This is a genomic window from Actinacidiphila sp. bgisy167, assembly GCF_057707665.1.
This window is the reverse complement of record NZ_JBYIQP010000015.1, coordinates 14,516-30,700: the sequence shown is the minus strand read 5'-3', so window position 1 is coordinate 30,700 and position 16,185 is coordinate 14,516. Positions and strand designations below refer to the sequence as shown.

The window sequence follows — 16,185 nt, the reverse complement described above, 5'->3', positions numbered from 1 at the left end:
GCTCAACCTACGCGGCGGGAGCGCGGGGCGCCACGCGGGGTGGCGTTCGGGGTGAACCACCCTCGGCCGTGTCCGGTCGAGGCGCAACGGCGGCTCCTGCGAGGCATCGTCGCCCCGCCCATGGGTGACGAGCCGGCGTCGTGCGCACCCGGAAGGCCTTGCGGCACACGGGTTCGCTGCAGGGGCCCGCGGAGGGGGACACCGGGGTGCGGCACTCACTGCGCGCCGGTGGCGCGCGCGATGGCTGTCGGCGTCTGCGGCGGTTCTCGGCGGTGCGGGGGGACGAAGGCAGGGCGTCCGGTCGCGTGGCCGGCCCGGGCCCGTCGGCCCTCGTCCGGCTGCCTGGCCGGCAGGCGCGGGCGCCCGCGCCCCCCGCATGACGCCCCGACACGGCGTCCCCGACATGGCGAAAGACCGACTACGGCGCCCCCTCCGCGCCGCAGTCGGTCCATGGTGCGTGCCGCCGCTGCCCCCCGCGCTGCCGTTCTGCAGCGCCCCCCGTCCTGCCCGGCGGCATCTTCCGGGCCGGGTGTCCCCCGTGTCCCCCGTCGGCCCGTCCGGCTCCCCGCTCCCCCCGGTGCGTGGAGCCGGGACCTCAGGTCTGGTGCCAGTTGTCCGGCTTGATGATCGTGCCGTCGCCCTTGGCGGTCGCCTTCTCGGCGGTCTCCTCCTCGGAGGGAGTGACCTCCGGCTCCTCCGCGGCGCCGGCCTCGGGCGTCGTCTCGCTCATGCTGCCTCCTGCTGTGGACTGGTCGACACCGAACCCGCCTGGCAACGACCCCCGTACGCCGCCAGGCGGGTGGCTGTGGAACTGATGGAATCGTGGCAGGGGACGATAATCAACTGATAAACGGAATTGTTGACGTCCTGTGCCCGTGGTGTTGCACGTCCCGGACGTCAGACCGCGACCGCCGGCGCGGCAGGGCCCGCGAGCAGACGCCGCACGGTCTCCGCGTCGGGGGACCCCAGGGCCGTGAACTCCGCGAGGGCGTCGCGCCAGCAGGCACGCGCGCGGTCGGGCTGACCCATGCCGTCGAGGGACGTGCCGAGGACGGTGAGGGCGTGCGCGCGGCGCCACGCGCCGCCGATCTCACGCAGCAGGTTCAGCGACTGCTCAGCGAGGGAGGCCGCCTGGCGGTGGCTCCCGGAGGCCAGTTGGACCTCGGCCATCCGGAAGAGGGTCATCCCCTCCCACAACTGCTGCCTGGCCGCACGGAAGATGGGGAGCGCCTCGGTGAGGCACGCGTAGGCCTCGTCCTCGCGGCGCGCGGCGGTCAGCGCGATGGCGAGCGCGTACAGGCCGTTGCCGAGACGGAATCCCGCCCGCAGGCCCCGGTAGATCGACAGGGCGTCCTCGGCCGCGGCCACCGCCGCCGGGATGTCGCCGAGGTCGTTCCTCACCCGCGACAGGTTGCTCAGGGCGGCCGCCTCACCATGCCGGTTGCCGTCGGCCCGGAACGCGTCGAGACCGCTCTGGTAGTGGGCGGCCGCCTCCTCGAAGTGCCGGCCGTACGCGGCGATCATGCCTCGCACGATGGGCGCGTAGCTGCACGTCAGCGGATCCTCGACGGAGCGGCCGAGGACGAGTGCGCGCTGCGCCTGCCCGTCCGCCTCCTTGAAGTGGCCCGAAAGGCCCAGGAGCTGGCCCAGCAGCACGCGCGTCCTCGCCTCCACGCGCTGCTCGCCGCAGGTGCACGCCGTCGCGGCGAGGGCGCGCGTGGCCTGCTCGTACTGGCGCGCGTGGATCCCGGACTCCATCAGGTCCTGGGTGGTGAAGAGCAGGTCGACGGCCCGCCGCAGCGGCGCCTCACAACCGTCGGCCGCCGCCTGCCGGACGGCGGCGAGAAGGCAGGGCGCCTCGGTGAACAGCCACTCCAGGCCCTCCGCCCGGGAGTCGAAGGCCAGTCCGGGGCGGCCGACGGGGGCGAGGTGCGCGAGCACGCGGTCGCCGGGGTTCTCCAACTCGTAGGCGCGCGCGGCTGACGCGAGGTAGAAGTCCAGCAGCCGGGACAGGGCCGCGCAGCGGACATGGTCGCCCTCGTGGCGCCGGGCGCAGTCCCGGGCGTACAGGCGCACCAGGTCGTGGTAGCGGTAGCGGGCGGGCGCGTTGGACTCGAGGAGGCTGATGTCGACCAGCGCCTCCAGCAGCTCCTCGGCGTCGGCGACGTCCAGGTCGAGGACGGCCGCGGCCGCGTCCAGGGAGATGTCCGGGCCGTCGGCGAGGGCCAGCAGGCTGAAGGCACGGGCCTGCGACGGGGTGAGCTGGCCGTAGCTGAAGTCGAAGGTGGCCCTGACGGCGAGGTCGCCGGCCCGGAGCTCGTCCAGGCGGCGGCGTTCGTCGCTGAGCCTGCGGGCCAGGAAGGAGACCGTCCAGCTGCGGCGGGTGGCCAGGCGGGAGGCGGCGATGCGGATGGCGAGCGGCAGGAAGCCGCAGGCGGCGACGACCTCGAGGGCGGCCTGGCGTTCCCCGGCGACGCGTTCCTCCCCGACGATGCGGGTGAAGAGCAGCAGGGCCTCTTCCGGGCTCATGACGTCGAGGTCGACCAGGTGGGCCCCGGCCAGGTCGACCATGCGGGGCCGGCTGGTGATCAGCGCGGCGCAGCCGGGCGTGCCCGGCAGAAGGTGGCGGACCTGGGCGGCGTCGTGGGCGTTGTCCAGCAGGGCCAGGACCCGGCGGCCCGCGAGGGTGGAGCGGTAGAGCGCGGCGCGGTCGGCGAGGGACTCGGGTATCGCGGAGTCGGCGACGCCGAGGGAGCGCAGGAAGGATGCGAGCACCGTCTCGGGTTCCGCGGGCACGGCGTCGGCACCCTGAAGGTCCACGTAGAGCTGGCCGTCGGGGAAGGCGCCCGCGACGGCGTGGGCGACATGGACGGCGAGGGTCGTCTTGCCGACGCCGCCGATGCCGGCGACCGCGGAGACCGCCATGACACCGCCCTCCGCCGAGGCCCCGGCCAGACGCTCGCCGAGTTCCCGGACGAAGTCCTCGCGGCCGGTGAAGTCGGCGACGGTGGCGGGCAGCTGGGCCGGCCGTACCGGCTCGGCGGCGACGGACCCGGCCTCCGACCCGGCTACGGGCCGCGGGACGGGGGGCAGCAGAGAAGGGTCCGCCTCCAGCACGCACTGGTGCAGTTCGGCGAGCTCGGCACCGGGGTCGACGCCCAGCTCGTCGGCGAGCAGGCGGCGCGTGTCGGCGTAGACGCCCAGCGCCTCGGCCTGCCGCCCGCTGCGGTACAGGGCGAGCATCAGCAGGGCGCGCGGACGTTCGCGTAGCGGGTGCTCCGCGGACAGCACCGTGAGTTCGGAGACGGCCTCGGCGTGGCAGCCGGCCTGCAGGTCCAGGTCGAGGCAGGTCTCGGTGAGCTGCAGCCGCCACTCCGTCAGGCGGGTGCGCTGGGTCTCGGCGTACGGGCCGGGGAGACCGGCCAGGGGCTCGCCGTCGAAGAGGGCGAGGGCGCCGCGCAACTCGTCGCGGGCCGTGGCCAGGTCTCCCGCCGCGCGGGCCTTCTCGGCCGCGGCTTGGTGCCGTTCGGCGAGGAAGAGGTCGAAGCCCTCGCCGGGGTCCAGCACGTAGCCCCCCTCGACGGTGGCCAGCGCGTCGGCACCGAGGGCCTTGCGGAGGCGGAAGGCGTAACTGCGCAGCGCCGCCAGCGCTGTGGGCGGAGGCTCCTCGCCCCACACGGCGTTCAGCAGCTCCTGCGCGGTGGCCGGGCGCCCGCCGCGCAGCAGCAGCGCGCACAGCAGTGCCTTCTGCTGCGGCGATCCGACGGAGAGCGGCTCCGTGCCGCGCCAGGCCCGTACCGGGCCGAGGACCGCGAAGCGCAGCGCTCCGCCCGGGTCCTTACCGCTTGCCATGCCTGCCCCCTGATGCCGCCGGATCTTCGCGAGAGCGCGTATATCGATCGTTCATCACGAGCCGGAACAGTTTCCCCGGACGGCGGGACCATCCTGATCGGTTCCGCCGACTGTGCCAGTTTGCCGCCTTTCCCGAACGCGGTCACCCAGGGGTGGCCTTCCGGAGGGGCGCATGAGGGAGTAACGGAAGATGCGCGGTTCAGTTTCCCATGGAGTGCGGCCGATTGCCGTCGACCCGGCGGGAGTTCCGCCGGAGGAGGTGGAGGGCCGCCCATGTGCGCGCGTTGTGTGAGGCATGCCGGGAGCGGAGCGCGGAGCCGGGGCGGCCGGCCGGCGGTGCCGGTCGGCCGACTGCCCGGCCCCGCCCTGCGACGCCGGGCCGAGCGGGACCCGGAGGGGCGTCTGGGAGAGCCGTACGACTGCGACTTCGCCGGGCTCGACCGCCGCGCCCGCGCCGTCGCGGCGGAGCTGGGACGGCTGCTGCCGCCGGGCAGCCGGGTGCTGCTCGACTACCGGCAGGGCGCCGACCTGGCGGGGGCGTTCTACGGCTGCCTGTACGCCGGCATGACGGCGGTGCCGCTGGTCGGCGGCGGCCGGGCGGGGGCGGAGCCGGTCGCGGAGGCCGTCGAGCGCTGCCGTCCCGCGGCGGTGCTCACCGGCGCCGACGCGTGGACCGCGCTCGCCGTGGACCGCACGCGCACCCGGGTGCTGGAGGCGGACGGGGTCCGGGTGGGCGGCCGCCCGGTGGACCGGACGGCGCAGGAGTGGCGCCCGGTGGGGGTGCTGCGCACGGCGCCCGCCTACGAGCGCTACCTCACCGGCGGTCCCGGCGGCGGCCGCGTCGAGCCCGTGCTGCGGCACGGCGACCTCGCCGGCGCTCTGGGCGAACTGGCCGCCGCGGCGCGTCAAGGGACCCCGGAGGACGGCTTGGGGTGGATCGCCGGGGTGCACGGGCTGGAGGACGCGGTGTGGCGCATGCTGCTGCCGGTACAGGACGACGCCCGGCCGCGACCCGGCCCGGGGTGACGGCGGGTTGTTCGGGTCGTCGGTGGGCGGGTGCCGGCCGGTGAGTGGCGTTCGCGGCGCCCGGAGGTGCAGCGCTCGGAGGGGGCGCGCAGCCGAGGGCGGCGGGTCGTGAAGTCGCCCACCTCGACCAGCCAGCCCACCCCGATCCCGGCGTACCACCGGCGATGCCGTTCCGTAGGCCGGTCCATCGCGGTCCGGCCCCGGGTGACGGCGGGTCGTTCGGGTCGTCAGCGGGCGCGCCCGCCGGACAACCGTCCGCAGTGCGGACGTCGGCTGGGGGGACGAGGGCCCAGGACCCCGGTCCCTGGGGAGTGCGGAACTCCCGCCGGGCCGCCGCGGGCCGTCAGCGGCCGGGATAGCGGCGCAGCCACGCCGCCGACGCGCCGCCGGGGCCGTGCAGCACCGCCCCCTGGGTCAGCTCCATGGCGAAGTCGTCGGCGACCTGGAGGATGGTCCCCCGGCCCTCCAGCTCCGCGACCCATGCCGGAGGCAGGGCGGTCTCGCCGTCCCGTGCGCCGAGCAGGTTGCCGCAGATCGAGCCGGTGGAGTCGCTGTCCCCGGAGTGGTTGACCGCGAGCAGCAGCCCGTGCCGGACGTCCTCGGCCACCAGGGCGCAGTAGACGCCGATGGCGAGCGCCTCCTCGGCCGTCCGGCCCGTGCCCAGGGACTCCACCCGCTCCGGGCTGGGGAGCCCCTGGCGCACGGCGCCGAGGGCGGCCTGCAGGGCCGCGGAGGTCTCCTCGTGCCCGGGGCGTGCCGCGATCAGGGCCAGCGCGTGCTGAACGGCACCGTCCAGGGTCTGGCCGCGGGCCAGCCCGTGGATGATGACGGCGAACGCCCCGGCCGCGACGGCACTCGTGGGGTGACCGTGCGTCTGCGCGGCGCACTCCGCGGCGAGCTGGAGCACCAGCTGCGGCTCCCAGCCGACCAGCAGTCCGAAGGGGGCGGACCGCGTGACCGTTCCGCAGTCCTTGGACTGCGGGTTCTTGGGCTTGTCCAAAGTGCCCATCCGCTCGTCGCCGAGCCCGGTGAGGCAGGCCTTCGCGGGGGCGCGGCGCGCGTACAGCCACTCCTCGCGGGCCAGCCAGCCGGTGTCCTCACGGCGCTCGTCGGGCCCCCAGTCGCTCTGGGTGGCCGCCCAGCGCAGGTAGGCGCGGTGCACATCGGTGGGCGGGTGCCAGGCCCCGGTGTCGCGGCGCACCTGGGCGCGTATCAGGCCCTCCGCGGTGAACAGCGACATCTGGGTGTCGTCGGTGACGGCCCCCCGCCGCCCGTACGCCGAGACGTAGTCGGTGACCCCGTCCTGGCCGTGCGCCTGACGGATGGCGGTCAGCGAGTCGAACTCCACGCCGGCGCCCAGGGCGTCGCCGATGGCGCCGCCGAGCAGGCACCCGCGCACCCGGCTGCGGAAGTCCTGCTGCTCGGCACGCCCCCACACGCCCCCGCTCATGCAACGCCTCTCTGCTCGACTCGACCAGGCACTGTAATCGACTCAATCGGCGGGCTTCCGGTCGCGACCGAAAGCAGCCGGACATGCGCCGAAAAGGCCTCCGCTGCCGGGGCAGCGGAGGCTTCTGAGGAGGCTCGGGATCGGCTTACCAGCCCCGGCTCCCCTCCCGGACGGGCCGGGGTGCCGGGCCGCCGCGGGTCAGCGCCCAGCGGGCCGCACCCGCGAGCAGCGAGGTGACCACCAGACCGATGAAGAGGTTCACCACACAGGCGGCGAGCACCTCGTTGGAGGGCCGCAGGGCCAGCGGGACGAGCACGGCGAAGGCGGTCAGCGCGGTCATGGTCCAGGCGAAGAACAGCGTGGCGCGCGGTGTCGCCGTGAGCAGGACGCGCAGCAGGAGCGTCGCGGCGAGCGCGACGAGCCCTGCTCCCAGGACATAGGCGGTGGCGGCCGCGTCGCGCCACAGCCCGTAGCCCTCCGGGGCGAACAGCGGCAGCAGCAGGAACCTCTGCGCGACCAGGATGCCGGTCTTGGCCAGCAGCCCGGCGAGTACCGCGGCCGCGGCTCCGGCGAACCACAACCGCCAGGTGCGGACGCGTCGGCGGTGGAGATCGGCGTAGCTGCTCGGCACGTGTCGTTCCTTTCCGGTCAGCCGAGGCAGAGCACCAGGAGGCACAGCTGCATCGGTGACGTCGTCGCCGACGGCACGGGGGCCGCCGTCGTGGTGGGGGGAGTGGCCGGGACGTCCGCGGGAGCGTGGGGGGCGGACGAAGGGCCGGTGGTGCGCGGCGTGTCGGCCCGCGCAGCGGTGTCCTCGGGGACGGGGACGGTCGTGCCCGTGCGCACCCGGGGACCGCTGCCGCCCCGCGGAGCCGTGTGCGCCGGGTCGGGGGCGGTGCCGGCGGGGGTGCTCGCGTCGGACGGTGCGGCCTCACGCCCGTACGCGCCTGCCCCCGTAGGGGGCACGGCGGTGCGGGGGTGTGCGCGCTGGACCGCTGGACGGTGCGGGGCGCCGTCACCGGACCGCGCGGGGACCGAGGAGAGCGGCAGGGTACGGGTGGACGCCGGAGTCAGGGGCTCCGCCGCCGCTGCCGTGTCGGCCCGGCTCCTGGAGCCGCCGTGCGGCGTCACCGCGACGGTCAGGCCGCCGCCGAAGAGCGCCACGGCGGTGGCGGCTGCTGCGCGGCGCCGGTTCTTCTTCCAGCGCTCCAGCTGCCGGCGGCGGGCGGCGCGGCCCTGCCGGGTCGGGTCGGCGTCGTCCTGTCCGGTGCCGTCGGGATCGTCGGAGCCGTCGGGCTCCGCGTCGAGGTGCGTCTCCCCGGCGGTGGAGCCCGGGCCCTGCCACATCGGCGGTGCGATGTCGGGTGCGTACGCTCCGCACCCCGGACACACCAGAGCCCCGTTGAGATGCCGACGGCAAAAGGAGCAGTAGTCCATCTCCGAGTCTTTCTCTGCTGACAGCGCCGCCGGGGGACGTCGGCGGCGGTCCGCGCGCACATGGCCCGTGCGGGGCGGAAGGCCAGCAACGCTAACGACACCTCCCGCAGGAGGTGCGCAGCCTGTGTGACGCTTTTGGAGAGTTGCTCGGACTCTTTTGCACAGGTCGAGGGGGGCGCGGCCCGGCCGCGCCCCCCGCTCAGTCCTCCAGGACCGGCAGCAGTTCCGGCAGGTGGCCGTCGGAGGCCAGACCCGTGGCGATGCGCTCGGCGGACACCTCGCCGTAGGTGGTCGTGCGCTGGCGGGCGGGTCGGCCCGCGGCGTCGGCGATGGCCACCAGATCGCGGATGGACCGGTGGGAGCCGTAGCTGGAGCCGGCCATGCGGGAGATGGTCTCCTCCATCAGGGTCCCGCCGAGGTCGTTGGCCCCAGAGCGCAGCATCTCGGCGGCGCCGTCGGTGCCGAGCTTGACCCAGCTGGTCTGGATGTTGCGGATGTGCGGGTGCAGGAGGAGCCGGGCCATGGCGGTGACGGCGCGGTTGTCGCGCAGCGTGGGCCCGGGGCGGGCGATGCCCGCCAGGTAGACGGGCGCGTTGGTGTGGATGAAGGGCAGCGTCACGAACTCGGTGAAGCCGCCCGTGCGCTGCTGGATCTCGGCCAGCAGACGCAGGTGGGCGAGCCAGTGGTGGGGCTGGTCGACGTGCCCGTACATCATGGTGGAGGAAGAGGGCAGGCCCAGTTCGTGGGCGGTGGTGACCACCTCGACCCAGGTGGCGGCGGGCAGCTTGCCCTTGGTGAGCACCCAGCGGACCTCGTCGTCGAGGATCTCGGCGGCGGTGCCCGGGATGGAGTCCAGTCCGGCCTCCTTGGCGGCGGTCAGCCACTCGCGGATGGACAGGCCCGTGCGGGTGGCGCCGTTGACGACCTCCATGGGGGAGAAGGCGTGCACATGCATGCCGGGTACGCGCTCCTTCACCGCCCGCGCGATGTCGAAGTAGGCGGTGCCGGGCAGGTCGGGATGGATGCCGCCCTGCATGCACACCTCGGTCGCGCCGACCTGCCAGGCCTGCTCGGCCCGGTCGGCGACCTGGGACAGCGACAGGGTGTAGGCGTCGGCGTCGGTGCGGCGCTGCGCGAAGGCGCAGAAACGGCAGCCGGTGTAGCAGACGTTGGTGAAGTTGATGTTGCGGGTGACGACGTAGGTGACCTCGTCGCCCACCGCGTCACGCCGGACGTCGTCGGCGATCCGGCACAGCGCGTCCAGCGCCGGCCCGTTCGCGTGCAGCAGCGCGAGCGCCTCGGCGTCGGTCAGCTTCGTGGGGTCGTCGGCGGCCACGGACAGCGCGGTGCGCACGTCGGCCTCGATGCGGTCCGGGACCAGGCCGGGCGCGGCCTGCTCGCGCAGCGCCTCCCAGTCGCCGTACACCTCGTCGAAGTCCGCGCGGCGGTCGCCGGTGCGGCCCTCGGTGTCGATGGTGCGGTGCAGGTCGGTGCGGCCCGCGGCGGTGAAGACCTCCTCCGGCTCCTGCCACGGACGGCCGGTGACCTCGGCGTCCTCGCGCGCCAGGCCCGTGGCGGGGTCGGCCAGCGCGGTGACGTGCGGCAGCAGCCGCGGGTCCAGCCACGGCTCGCCGCGCAGGACGAACTCCGGGTACACGCAGAGCCGTTCGCGCAAGGAGAAGCCCGCCTCCGCCGAGCGCGCCGCCAGTTCCTCGATCTGCGGCCAGGGCCGCTCGGGGTTGACGTGGTCCGGCGTCAGCGGGGAGACCCCGCCCCAGTCGTCGATGCCGGCCCCGATCAGCCGGGCGTACTCCGCGTCCACCAGGTTCGGCGGCGCCTGCAGGCAGGCCGAGGGGCCCATGATGTGCCGGGCGACCGCCACGGTGGCCACCAGGTCGTCCAGCTCCGCGTCCGGCATGCCGCGCATCGCGGTGTCCGGCTTCGCGCGGAAGTTCTGGATGATCAGCTCCTGGATGCCCTGGTACGACCGGGCCACGCGGCGCAGCGCGAACAGCGACTCGGCGCGCTCCTCGTACGTCTCTCCGATGCCGATGAGCAGTCCGCTGGTGAAGGGCACGGAGCTGCGGCCCGCGTCCTCCAGCACCCGCAGCCGTACGGCCGGTTCCTTGTCGGGGGAGCCGTAGTGCGGGCCGCCGGGCTCGCTCCACAGCCGGGTCGCCGTCGTCTCCAGCATCATGCCCATCGAGGGCGCGACCGGCTTCAGACGCTGGAAGTCCGTCCAGCTCATGACCCCCGGGTTGAGGTGCGGGAGCAGCCCCGTCTCCTCCAGGATCCGCACCGACATCGCCCGGACGTAGGCGATGGTGTCGTCGTAGCCGTGGGCGTCGAGCCACTCACGGGCCTCGGGCCAGCGGTCCTCCGGCTTGTCCCCCAGCGTGATCAGGGCTTCCTTACAGCCGAGTTCGGCGCCGCGCCGCGCGATCTCCAGCACCTCGTCCGGGGACATGAACATCCCGTGCCCGGCCCGCCGCAGCTTGCCGGGGACGGTCGCGAAGGTGCAGTAGTGGCACTTGTCCCGGCACAGGCGGGTGAGCGGGATGAAGACGCTCTTGGAGTAGGTGATGACCCCCGGCCGTCCCGCCGCCTCGAGACCGGCGTCCCGCACCCGGGCGGCGCTCTCGGTGAGGGAGGCGAGATCCTCCCCCCGGGCCTGCAGCAGCACGGCGGCCTCCGCGGTGTCGAGCGCGACGCCGTCACGGGCACGCCTGAGGGCACGACGCATGCTGTTGGCAGTGGGCGGAGTGTGGCTCATCCTTCGAGGATAGGCGCGGCGCGGGCCGGTCGGCGGTGTCGGAAGGATCACCGGGCCGCGGGGCTCCGGCGGGAATAAGAGGCGGCGCGGCAGGTGCGGGCCTTGGACCCGCGCTGGCCTTGACGCCCGCGTCAAGGTCTACCGTCGGCGGCATGCGGATCGGAGAACTCGCCGAACGGGCCGGGACCACCACCCGCGCCCTGCGTCACTACGAAGCGCTCGGCCTGCTGCGCGCCCGGCGCGCGGGCAACGGCTACCGGGCGTACGACGAGCAGGACCTGCGGCTGCTCCGGCAGATCCAGGAGCTGCGCGCCTTCGGCTTCGAACTGGCCGACACCCGCCCGTTCGTGGACTGCCTGCGGGCCGGCCACCCCGAGGGCGACTCGTGCGCCGCCTCGCTCGAGGTCTACCGGCGCAAGCTCGCCGAACTGGACGAGTGCATCGACCGCCTGGCGGAGGTCCGCGAGCGGCTCGGCTCGCAGCTCGCCCGCGCGGAACGGACCGCGGCCCAGGGCGCCTCCGCACCGCGCTGCCAGTTCGACTGCGAGGCGAGCGAGAGGAGTACGCCATGACGACGCATACCGAGGGCCTGACGACGGTGACCGACGCGACCTGGGCCGAGGAGGTGCTGGCGGCCGAGGGGCCGGTGCTGGTGGAGTTCACCGCCGCCTGGTGCGAGCCGTGCCGCCGGATCGCCCCCGTCCTGGCGGAGCTCGCGCGGGAGGAGGCGGGCCGGCTGAAGGTCGTCCAGCTGGACGTGGACCGCAACCCGCAGGCGACGTCGGCGTACGGCGTCCTGTCGATGCCGACCCTGATGGTCTTCCGGGCGGGGGAGCCGGTGCGGGCCCTCGTGGGCGCGCGGCCCAAGCGGCGGTTGCGGCAGGAGCTCGCCGACGTCCTGTGAACGGGGCGGGTGCCGTGTGTCCCGGGGCGGGTGACGGCCCTCCCCGGGACACCGGCCGTCAGGCCTTCGCGGGCTCCTCGGGCAGGGCCGCGGCGGCGTCCCCCTCGCCGTCCCCGTCGGTGTTGACGCGCGCCAGGATCGCGTCGCGCTCCGGGGTGTCCTCGGGCTTGACGAAGCCGATGAGCACGTAGAGCACGAGGCTGACCGCCAGCGGTGTGACGATCTGGATCTGCAGCTGCACGCCGTCCAGGCCGTACGTGGTGAGCCAGAAGGCGAACAGGCCCGCCGCCCAGGAGACCAGCGCCGCCGTCGGGCCGGACTTCCGGAACGTGCGCAGCAGCCCGAGCATGAAGGGGATCGCGATCGGGCCCATCAGGCCGGCCACCCACTTGATGACGACCGTGATGATGTCCTTGAACGTCGGGGAGTCCACCTGGGTGGCGACCGCCATCGACAGGGCGAGGAAGGCCACGGTGGTGATCCGGGCGGCGATCAGCCCGGCCCGCGCGTTCCAGCCGCGCGCCGCCTTGGACAGCACCGGCGCGATGTCCCGGGTGAAGACGGCGGCGATGGCGTTGGCGTCCGAGGAGCACATGGCCATGGTGTGGGAGAAGAAGCCGACGACCACCAGGCCCAGCAGGCCGTGCGGCAGCAGCTGTTCGGTCAGCAGGGCGTAGGAGTCCGAGGCGTCCGGCTTCTGCGCCTTCACCAGCAGCGGGGCGACCCACATCGGGAAGAAGAGGACCAGCGGCCAGACGAACCACAGCAGGGCCGACAGCCGGGCCGAGCGGGTGGCCTCGCGGGCGCTGCCGGTGGCCATGTAGCGCTGGGCCTGGTTCCACATGCCGCCGTTGTACTCGAACGTCTTGATGAAGAGGTATGCCAGCAGGAAGGTGAGGGTGTAGGGCCCGGCGGTCGGCGCGGTGTGGTTGTCGGGCAGCTTGTCCCAGACCGTCCACAGCCCGCTGATCCCGCCGATCTCGCCCAGCACCGCCACCAGCATGGCGAGCCCGGCCAGCAGCTGGATGACGAACTGGCCCAGCTCGGTGAGGGCGTCCGCCCACAGCCCGCCGACCGTGCAGTAGACGGCCGTGACGGCACCGGTGATCAGGATGCCCTGGTTGAGGGAGACTCCGGTGAAGACCGACAGGAGGGTGGCGATCGCCGCCCACTTGGCGCCCACGTCCACGATCTTGAGCAGCACGCCGGAGACGGCCAGTGCCTGCTGCGTCGGGATGTTGTAACGGTTTTTCAGGTATTCGAGCGGCGAGGCCACGTGCAGCCGGGAGCGCAGCCGGTTCAGCCGGGGCGCGAAGAGGTTGGCCCCGATGGCGATGCCGATGGCGATGGGGAAGGACCAGGTGACGTACGAGGTGATGCCGTAGGTGTAGGCGATGCCCGCGTAGCCGGTGAACATGACCGCGCTGTAGCCGGACATGTGGTGCGAGATGCCGGACAGCCACCAGGGCATGCGGCCGCCGGCGGTGAAGAAGTCGCTGACGTCGTCGACGCGTTTGTGGGACCACAGGCCGATGGCGACCATCACGCCGAAGTAGCCGACGAGCACGGCCCAGTCGAGACTGTTCATGCGTTGTTGCCCCTTCCAGGGGTCCGCCTTGTGAACGGGAGCGCACTTCGCCGGTACGTCCGTCGTGGGGCGGCGCCCCAGATTGAACCGCCTGGTAAGGGGATGGTCAAGACCACTGACGTTCAAGGACGTGAACGTCGATCAGCAAGTAGAACGATTTTACGTTTTCTTGACCTAACGTCACATTGGCGTGGGCGTCGGCGCGGTCCCACCATGAACGGGCACTTCGCCGGAACGACCGCACGTCGACCGCCCCGGGAACCCGGCCCGGAATCCGTCCGTCCCGCCTCCTCGGCCCGTAGCTGCCGGGGGTCGCCGATTCGTCCGGGGTGGTCGCGCAAGCGTCGTGGCGGCCTGCGGGGGCGCGCATGAGCGTCGTGGCGGCCTGTGGGGGCGGTCCTGGCAATGACCACCTGACGGCTTTGGCGACTCGCGAGTGGGCTGGCGGGCTTCGAGATGCGATCGGCCGGGGGCGACGGTCGTCGGTCGTGAGCGCGCGCCGGGGGCTGGGTATCCGTACGTCTCGCCCGTGAGGCGCCGGCCTGCCTCGCAAAGCGGCGTCCCATGGCGTGAGGCAGGGGGCGGTGAAAGCGGCGTCACGGCACCCGGGGGCCGCTGAGCGCGCTCTGGGCCACTCCTATGAGACGGAGACGCATTCTGCCGCGTCATCAGCGGCGATCAATCATGCGCGGTGGTGAGAAGGAACCCCCTCGGCCAGGACGGCGTGCCGGTCGAGGGGGTCGTCTGCGTCTGGCGGCGGGTCAGGCGGCGGGGAACGCGCCCTGCTGCGCGGCCGCGACGAATGAGGCCCAGGATTCCTTCGGGAAGCTCAGAATTGGGCCCTTGGGGTCCTTGGAGTCGCGTACGGCGATGACCTCGTCGCTCTGGGTCGCCACCTCGACGCAGTCGCCGTTGGCGGCCGAGTACGAGGACTTCTTCCAGGCTTCCTTGTGGATTCGCGGTGTTGCCATTCTTTACACTCCGGATGCTCCAGTCGGGGAGGCGTGATCACGCCCTGCGGCGCGAATGACGCTACTCGCCAACTTCGCTCCCCGGATGGCTGCTTCACCCGACCGGATGGCATATTCCATGACCCGCTTTCGCCATGGTTCCCGCGGTGTACCCTGCCGCCCTCCTGCCTGCTGAGGCCCCGTCAGGTGGCGTACTCCTTGGCGATGTCGATCACGAACTGCCTCGACTGCTCGGCATTCAGCGCCTGGGCCCTCAAATGCTCGTACATCACGCTGTAGCTCTGCACGTCCGACGGCTTCTCGAGGTACAGGTCGCTCGTGACGCCCTCGAGGTAGACCACGCTGGCGTCGGACTCGTCCTCGAACTCCAGGATGGCGAACTTGCCGTACATCCCCGGGTGGGCCCCCACGGTGTAGGGGAGCACCTGCAGTGTGACGTGCGGCATGGAGCTCACGTGCGCCAGGTGCTCCAGTTGCTCGCGCATCACCACCCTGCTGCCCACCACGCGGCGCAGGAGCGCCTCGTCGACGACGGCCCAGTAGCGCAGCGGTTTGACGGGGTCCAGGATGCGTTCCTGCCGCTTGAGCCGCACCTGGATGCGCTTGTCGAGATCGGCGGGAGTCGCCTCCGGCCACATGCCCTCGATGACCGCCTCGGCGTAGGCGCGGGTCTGCAGCAGCCCCGGCACGATGAGGGATTCGTAGACGCGCAGGGACTCGGCCTCGGTCTCCAGGCCGATGTAGACGCTGTAGGGGACGTCGCCGAAGGCGTGCCACCAGCCCTGCTGGCGGGACTCGCGCGCCATGTTCATCAGGGAGTCCACCAGGCGGCTGTCCTCGACCCCGTACACGCCGCACAGATCGCGCACGTCACGCTGGCTGATGCTGCGGCGCCCGTTCTCCAGCCTGCTGATCTTCGACTGGGAGACCAGCAGCCGTGCGGCGACCTCCTCCGCGGTCATCCCCTTCTGCTCGCGCAGCTTGCGCAGTTCCGAGCCGAGTCGGCGTCGCCTGACGGTGGGATTGACGTTGGCGGCCACGGGATGTGCACCTCCGGATTCCGGACTGGTCCGCGTTCTCTGCAGATATGTACTGCTGGTCAGCAGAGTGCCACTATCGGTCATCCCGCCGCTGGGAATTGGTCATATGCTGCGCTCTTCAAAAGAGCGCACAAACGGCGACGCGTGCACGAACGGCGACGCGCGGGGCGGCGGCCGGCCGGTGCCGGTCGCCGCCCCGCGCGTCGCTGTTGCGTGGGAATCGCCGACGTCAGGTGTCCGGGTCTGGTCCCCGGACGCTCCGGCTCAGCGAACGCCGGCGCGGACCATGCCGTGGCCCGTCGCCCTCGTCGCCGCCGGACGACCCTGGGCGGGGGCGCGCTTCTGCTGCGCGGCGGCGCCGTTCTGCACGTCCATCACGGCGTGCGCGACGAGGCCGCCCATGGGGTCGTACCGGATCAGGTCACGTAGCCGTGACCGGGACGACCGGCCCTCGTTGCCCGGGTACAGGTGCTTGCCGAGCCCCACCGCATGGGCGATCGCGGCGAGCGCGGCGGTCCGCGGGTCCGGTGGCACCCCGGTGCGGATCGCGCTGTCCAGTCGGGCCCTGATCTCCCGGCTGACGTCGCTGTCGGTCGCCTGATAGCGAGTGGTCGGCAGCACCCCGCACATCTGTCCCGGCACGGCGTGCACCATGCCGCACCGTTCCAGATGCGCCAGATACGTCTGTCGCAGCCCCAGCCGGGGCCCGCCGATCCAGTGGACGGCGCGCACCGGACTGCCGCGTCGGCGCAGCAGTTCGAGCGCGGAGTCCAGGGTCGGATCTCCTGTCGGCCGTGGGTGCACCACGGCGATACGATCCCCGTCAGGGGCTATCCGTCCTGCCAGGGCCAGCTCCACTAGCTGTGCCCCCGCAAGACCGAGGTCGAGCGACTGCGGCTGCGCCGTGGTACCCGTGGCCGGGTCCAGGGCGAGCAGCAATAGCTCCTCCGGAAGTGTTCTGCGGCTCCTGCCCATCCATGCCTCCCCGCGTGGATGAATGACAGGGTGACGCCTCTCACACCGGCCTGTCGAGAGCGCCTTGCCCGTTCGTGCGGGAACCGACTCATATGTCGTTTGCGTCTGACAACGGGGCGGCGGTGGCTCGCAGGAGGCCGGCTGCCCCGCGGCGGGTCCCGCGGCGGCA

The 16,185-nt window shown here is 73.1% G+C and carries 13 protein-coding genes; 3 read left to right on the top strand and 10 right to left on the bottom strand.

Translation table 11 applies throughout. From position 1 onward, the window contains the following. Window positions 1-595: 595 nt before the first annotated feature. Both AC3ET4_RS08550 and AC3ET4_RS08545 read right to left on the bottom strand, forming a co-directional pair. Window positions 596-730 carry a hypothetical protein gene (locus AC3ET4_RS08550; RefSeq protein ID WP_431947640.1) on the bottom strand — a complete coding sequence of 45 codons (135 nt, stop codon included), beginning with the start codon at window positions 728-730 and terminating at the stop codon, window positions 596-598. A gap of 167 nt (window positions 731-897) precedes the next feature. Then, on the bottom strand, window positions 898-3,852 hold the full coding sequence (locus AC3ET4_RS08545; protein WP_431947638.1) for an AfsR/SARP family transcriptional regulator: 2,955 nt from the start codon (window positions 3,850-3,852) through the stop codon (window positions 898-900). A 336-nt stretch (window positions 3,853-4,188) separates the two neighbouring features. Here AC3ET4_RS08545 and AC3ET4_RS08540 point away from each other — a divergent pair, with 336 nt between their 5' ends. After that, entirely contained in the window at window positions 4,189-4,878 is a 690-nt protein-coding gene (locus AC3ET4_RS08540) for an acyl-CoA synthetase family protein (protein ID WP_431947636.1), read from the top strand. 343 nt (window positions 4,879-5,221) lie between these two features. Here AC3ET4_RS08540 and AC3ET4_RS08535 read toward each other — a convergent pair whose 3' ends face one another. The 4 genes from AC3ET4_RS08535 to AC3ET4_RS08520 all read right to left on the bottom strand — a co-directional run bounded on the left by AC3ET4_RS08535 (window position 5,222) and on the right by AC3ET4_RS08520 (window position 10,538). After that, entirely contained in the window at window positions 5,222-6,328 is a 1,107-nt protein-coding gene (locus tag AC3ET4_RS08535; protein WP_431947635.1) for an ADP-ribosylglycohydrolase family protein, read from the bottom strand. Between the two features lie 145 nt (window positions 6,329-6,473). Next, window positions 6,474-6,959, bottom strand: coding sequence for a hypothetical protein (locus AC3ET4_RS08530; protein WP_431947633.1), 486 nt, complete (start codon window positions 6,957-6,959; stop codon window positions 6,474-6,476). A 17-nt stretch (window positions 6,960-6,976) separates the two neighbouring features. Beyond that, window positions 6,977-7,765: an SCO2400 family protein gene (locus tag AC3ET4_RS08525; protein ID WP_431947631.1), complete on the bottom strand. Its 789-nt coding sequence runs from the start codon at window positions 7,763-7,765 to the stop codon at window positions 6,977-6,979. Window positions 7,766-7,964: 199 nt separating this feature from the next. Beyond that, window positions 7,965-10,538: a bifunctional FO biosynthesis protein CofGH gene (locus AC3ET4_RS08520; RefSeq protein ID WP_431947629.1), complete on the bottom strand. Its 2,574-nt coding sequence runs from the start codon at window positions 10,536-10,538 to the stop codon at window positions 7,965-7,967. Window positions 10,539-10,690: 152 nt separating this feature from the next. Here AC3ET4_RS08520 and AC3ET4_RS08515 point away from each other — a divergent pair, with 152 nt between their 5' ends. Both AC3ET4_RS08515 and trxA read left to right on the top strand, forming a co-directional pair. Next, window positions 10,691-11,110: a MerR family transcriptional regulator gene (locus AC3ET4_RS08515; RefSeq protein WP_431947627.1), complete on the top strand. Its 420-nt coding sequence runs from the start codon at window positions 10,691-10,693 to the stop codon at window positions 11,108-11,110. Further along, window positions 11,107-11,442, top strand: coding sequence for a thioredoxin (gene trxA / locus AC3ET4_RS08510; protein ID WP_431947625.1), 336 nt, complete (start codon window positions 11,107-11,109; stop codon window positions 11,440-11,442). Before AC3ET4_RS08515 ends, trxA begins: the two co-directional genes overlap by 4 nt. A 58-nt stretch (window positions 11,443-11,500) precedes the next feature. Here the strand turns inward: trxA and AC3ET4_RS08505 are convergent, their stop codons facing one another. From AC3ET4_RS08505 to AC3ET4_RS08490, 4 genes are all read right to left on the bottom strand, one after another. Further along, window positions 11,501-13,030, bottom strand: coding sequence for a sodium:solute symporter family protein (locus AC3ET4_RS08505; RefSeq protein WP_431947623.1), 1,530 nt, complete (start codon window positions 13,028-13,030; stop codon window positions 11,501-11,503). A 761-nt stretch (window positions 13,031-13,791) separates the two neighbouring features. Continuing rightward, on the bottom strand, window positions 13,792-14,001 hold the full coding sequence (locus AC3ET4_RS08500) for a DUF397 domain-containing protein (RefSeq protein WP_431947621.1): 210 nt from the start codon (window positions 13,999-14,001) through the stop codon (window positions 13,792-13,794). 182 nt (window positions 14,002-14,183) lie between these two features. Further along, entirely contained in the window at window positions 14,184-15,041 is an 858-nt protein-coding gene (locus AC3ET4_RS08495) for a helix-turn-helix domain-containing protein (RefSeq protein ID WP_431947619.1), read from the bottom strand. Window positions 15,042-15,305: 264 nt separating this feature from the next. Then, complete coding sequence (locus AC3ET4_RS08490; RefSeq protein WP_431947617.1) at window positions 15,306-16,016, bottom strand: GOLPH3/VPS74 family protein; 711 nt, start codon at window positions 16,014-16,016, stop codon at window positions 15,306-15,308. Window positions 16,017-16,185 lie beyond the last annotated feature (169 nt).

What these genes read in the sequence shown, in the direction of transcription:
- AC3ET4_RS08515 (WP_431947627.1), top strand. Translation starts at nt 10,691, where the DNA reads ATGCGGATCGGAGAACTCGCCGAACGGGCCGGGACCACCACCCGCGCC.
- AC3ET4_RS08500 (WP_431947621.1), bottom strand. Translation starts at nt 14,001, where the DNA reads ATGGCAACACCGCGAATCCACAAGGAAGCCTGGAAGAAGTCCTCGTAC.
- AC3ET4_RS08535 (WP_431947635.1), bottom strand. Translation starts at nt 6,328, where the DNA reads ATGAGCGGGGGCGTGTGGGGGCGTGCCGAGCAGCAGGACTTCCGCAGC.
- AC3ET4_RS08545 (WP_431947638.1), bottom strand. Translation starts at nt 3,852, where the DNA reads ATGGCAAGCGGTAAGGACCCGGGCGGAGCGCTGCGCTTCGCGGTCCTC.
- AC3ET4_RS08505 (WP_431947623.1), bottom strand. Translation starts at nt 13,030, where the DNA reads ATGAACAGTCTCGACTGGGCCGTGCTCGTCGGCTACTTCGGCGTGATG.
- AC3ET4_RS08550 (WP_431947640.1), bottom strand. Translation starts at nt 730, where the DNA reads ATGAGCGAGACGACGCCCGAGGCCGGCGCCGCGGAGGAGCCGGAGGTC.
- AC3ET4_RS08520 (WP_431947629.1), bottom strand. Translation starts at nt 10,538, where the DNA reads ATGAGCCACACTCCGCCCACTGCCAACAGCATGCGTCGTGCCCTCAGG.
- AC3ET4_RS08490 (WP_431947617.1), bottom strand. Translation starts at nt 16,016, where the DNA reads ATGGGCAGGAGCCGCAGAACACTTCCGGAGGAGCTATTGCTGCTCGCC.
- trxA (WP_431947625.1), top strand. Translation starts at nt 11,107, where the DNA reads ATGACGACGCATACCGAGGGCCTGACGACGGTGACCGACGCGACCTGG.
- AC3ET4_RS08525 (WP_431947631.1), bottom strand. Translation starts at nt 7,765, where the DNA reads ATGGACTACTGCTCCTTTTGCCGTCGGCATCTCAACGGGGCTCTGGTG.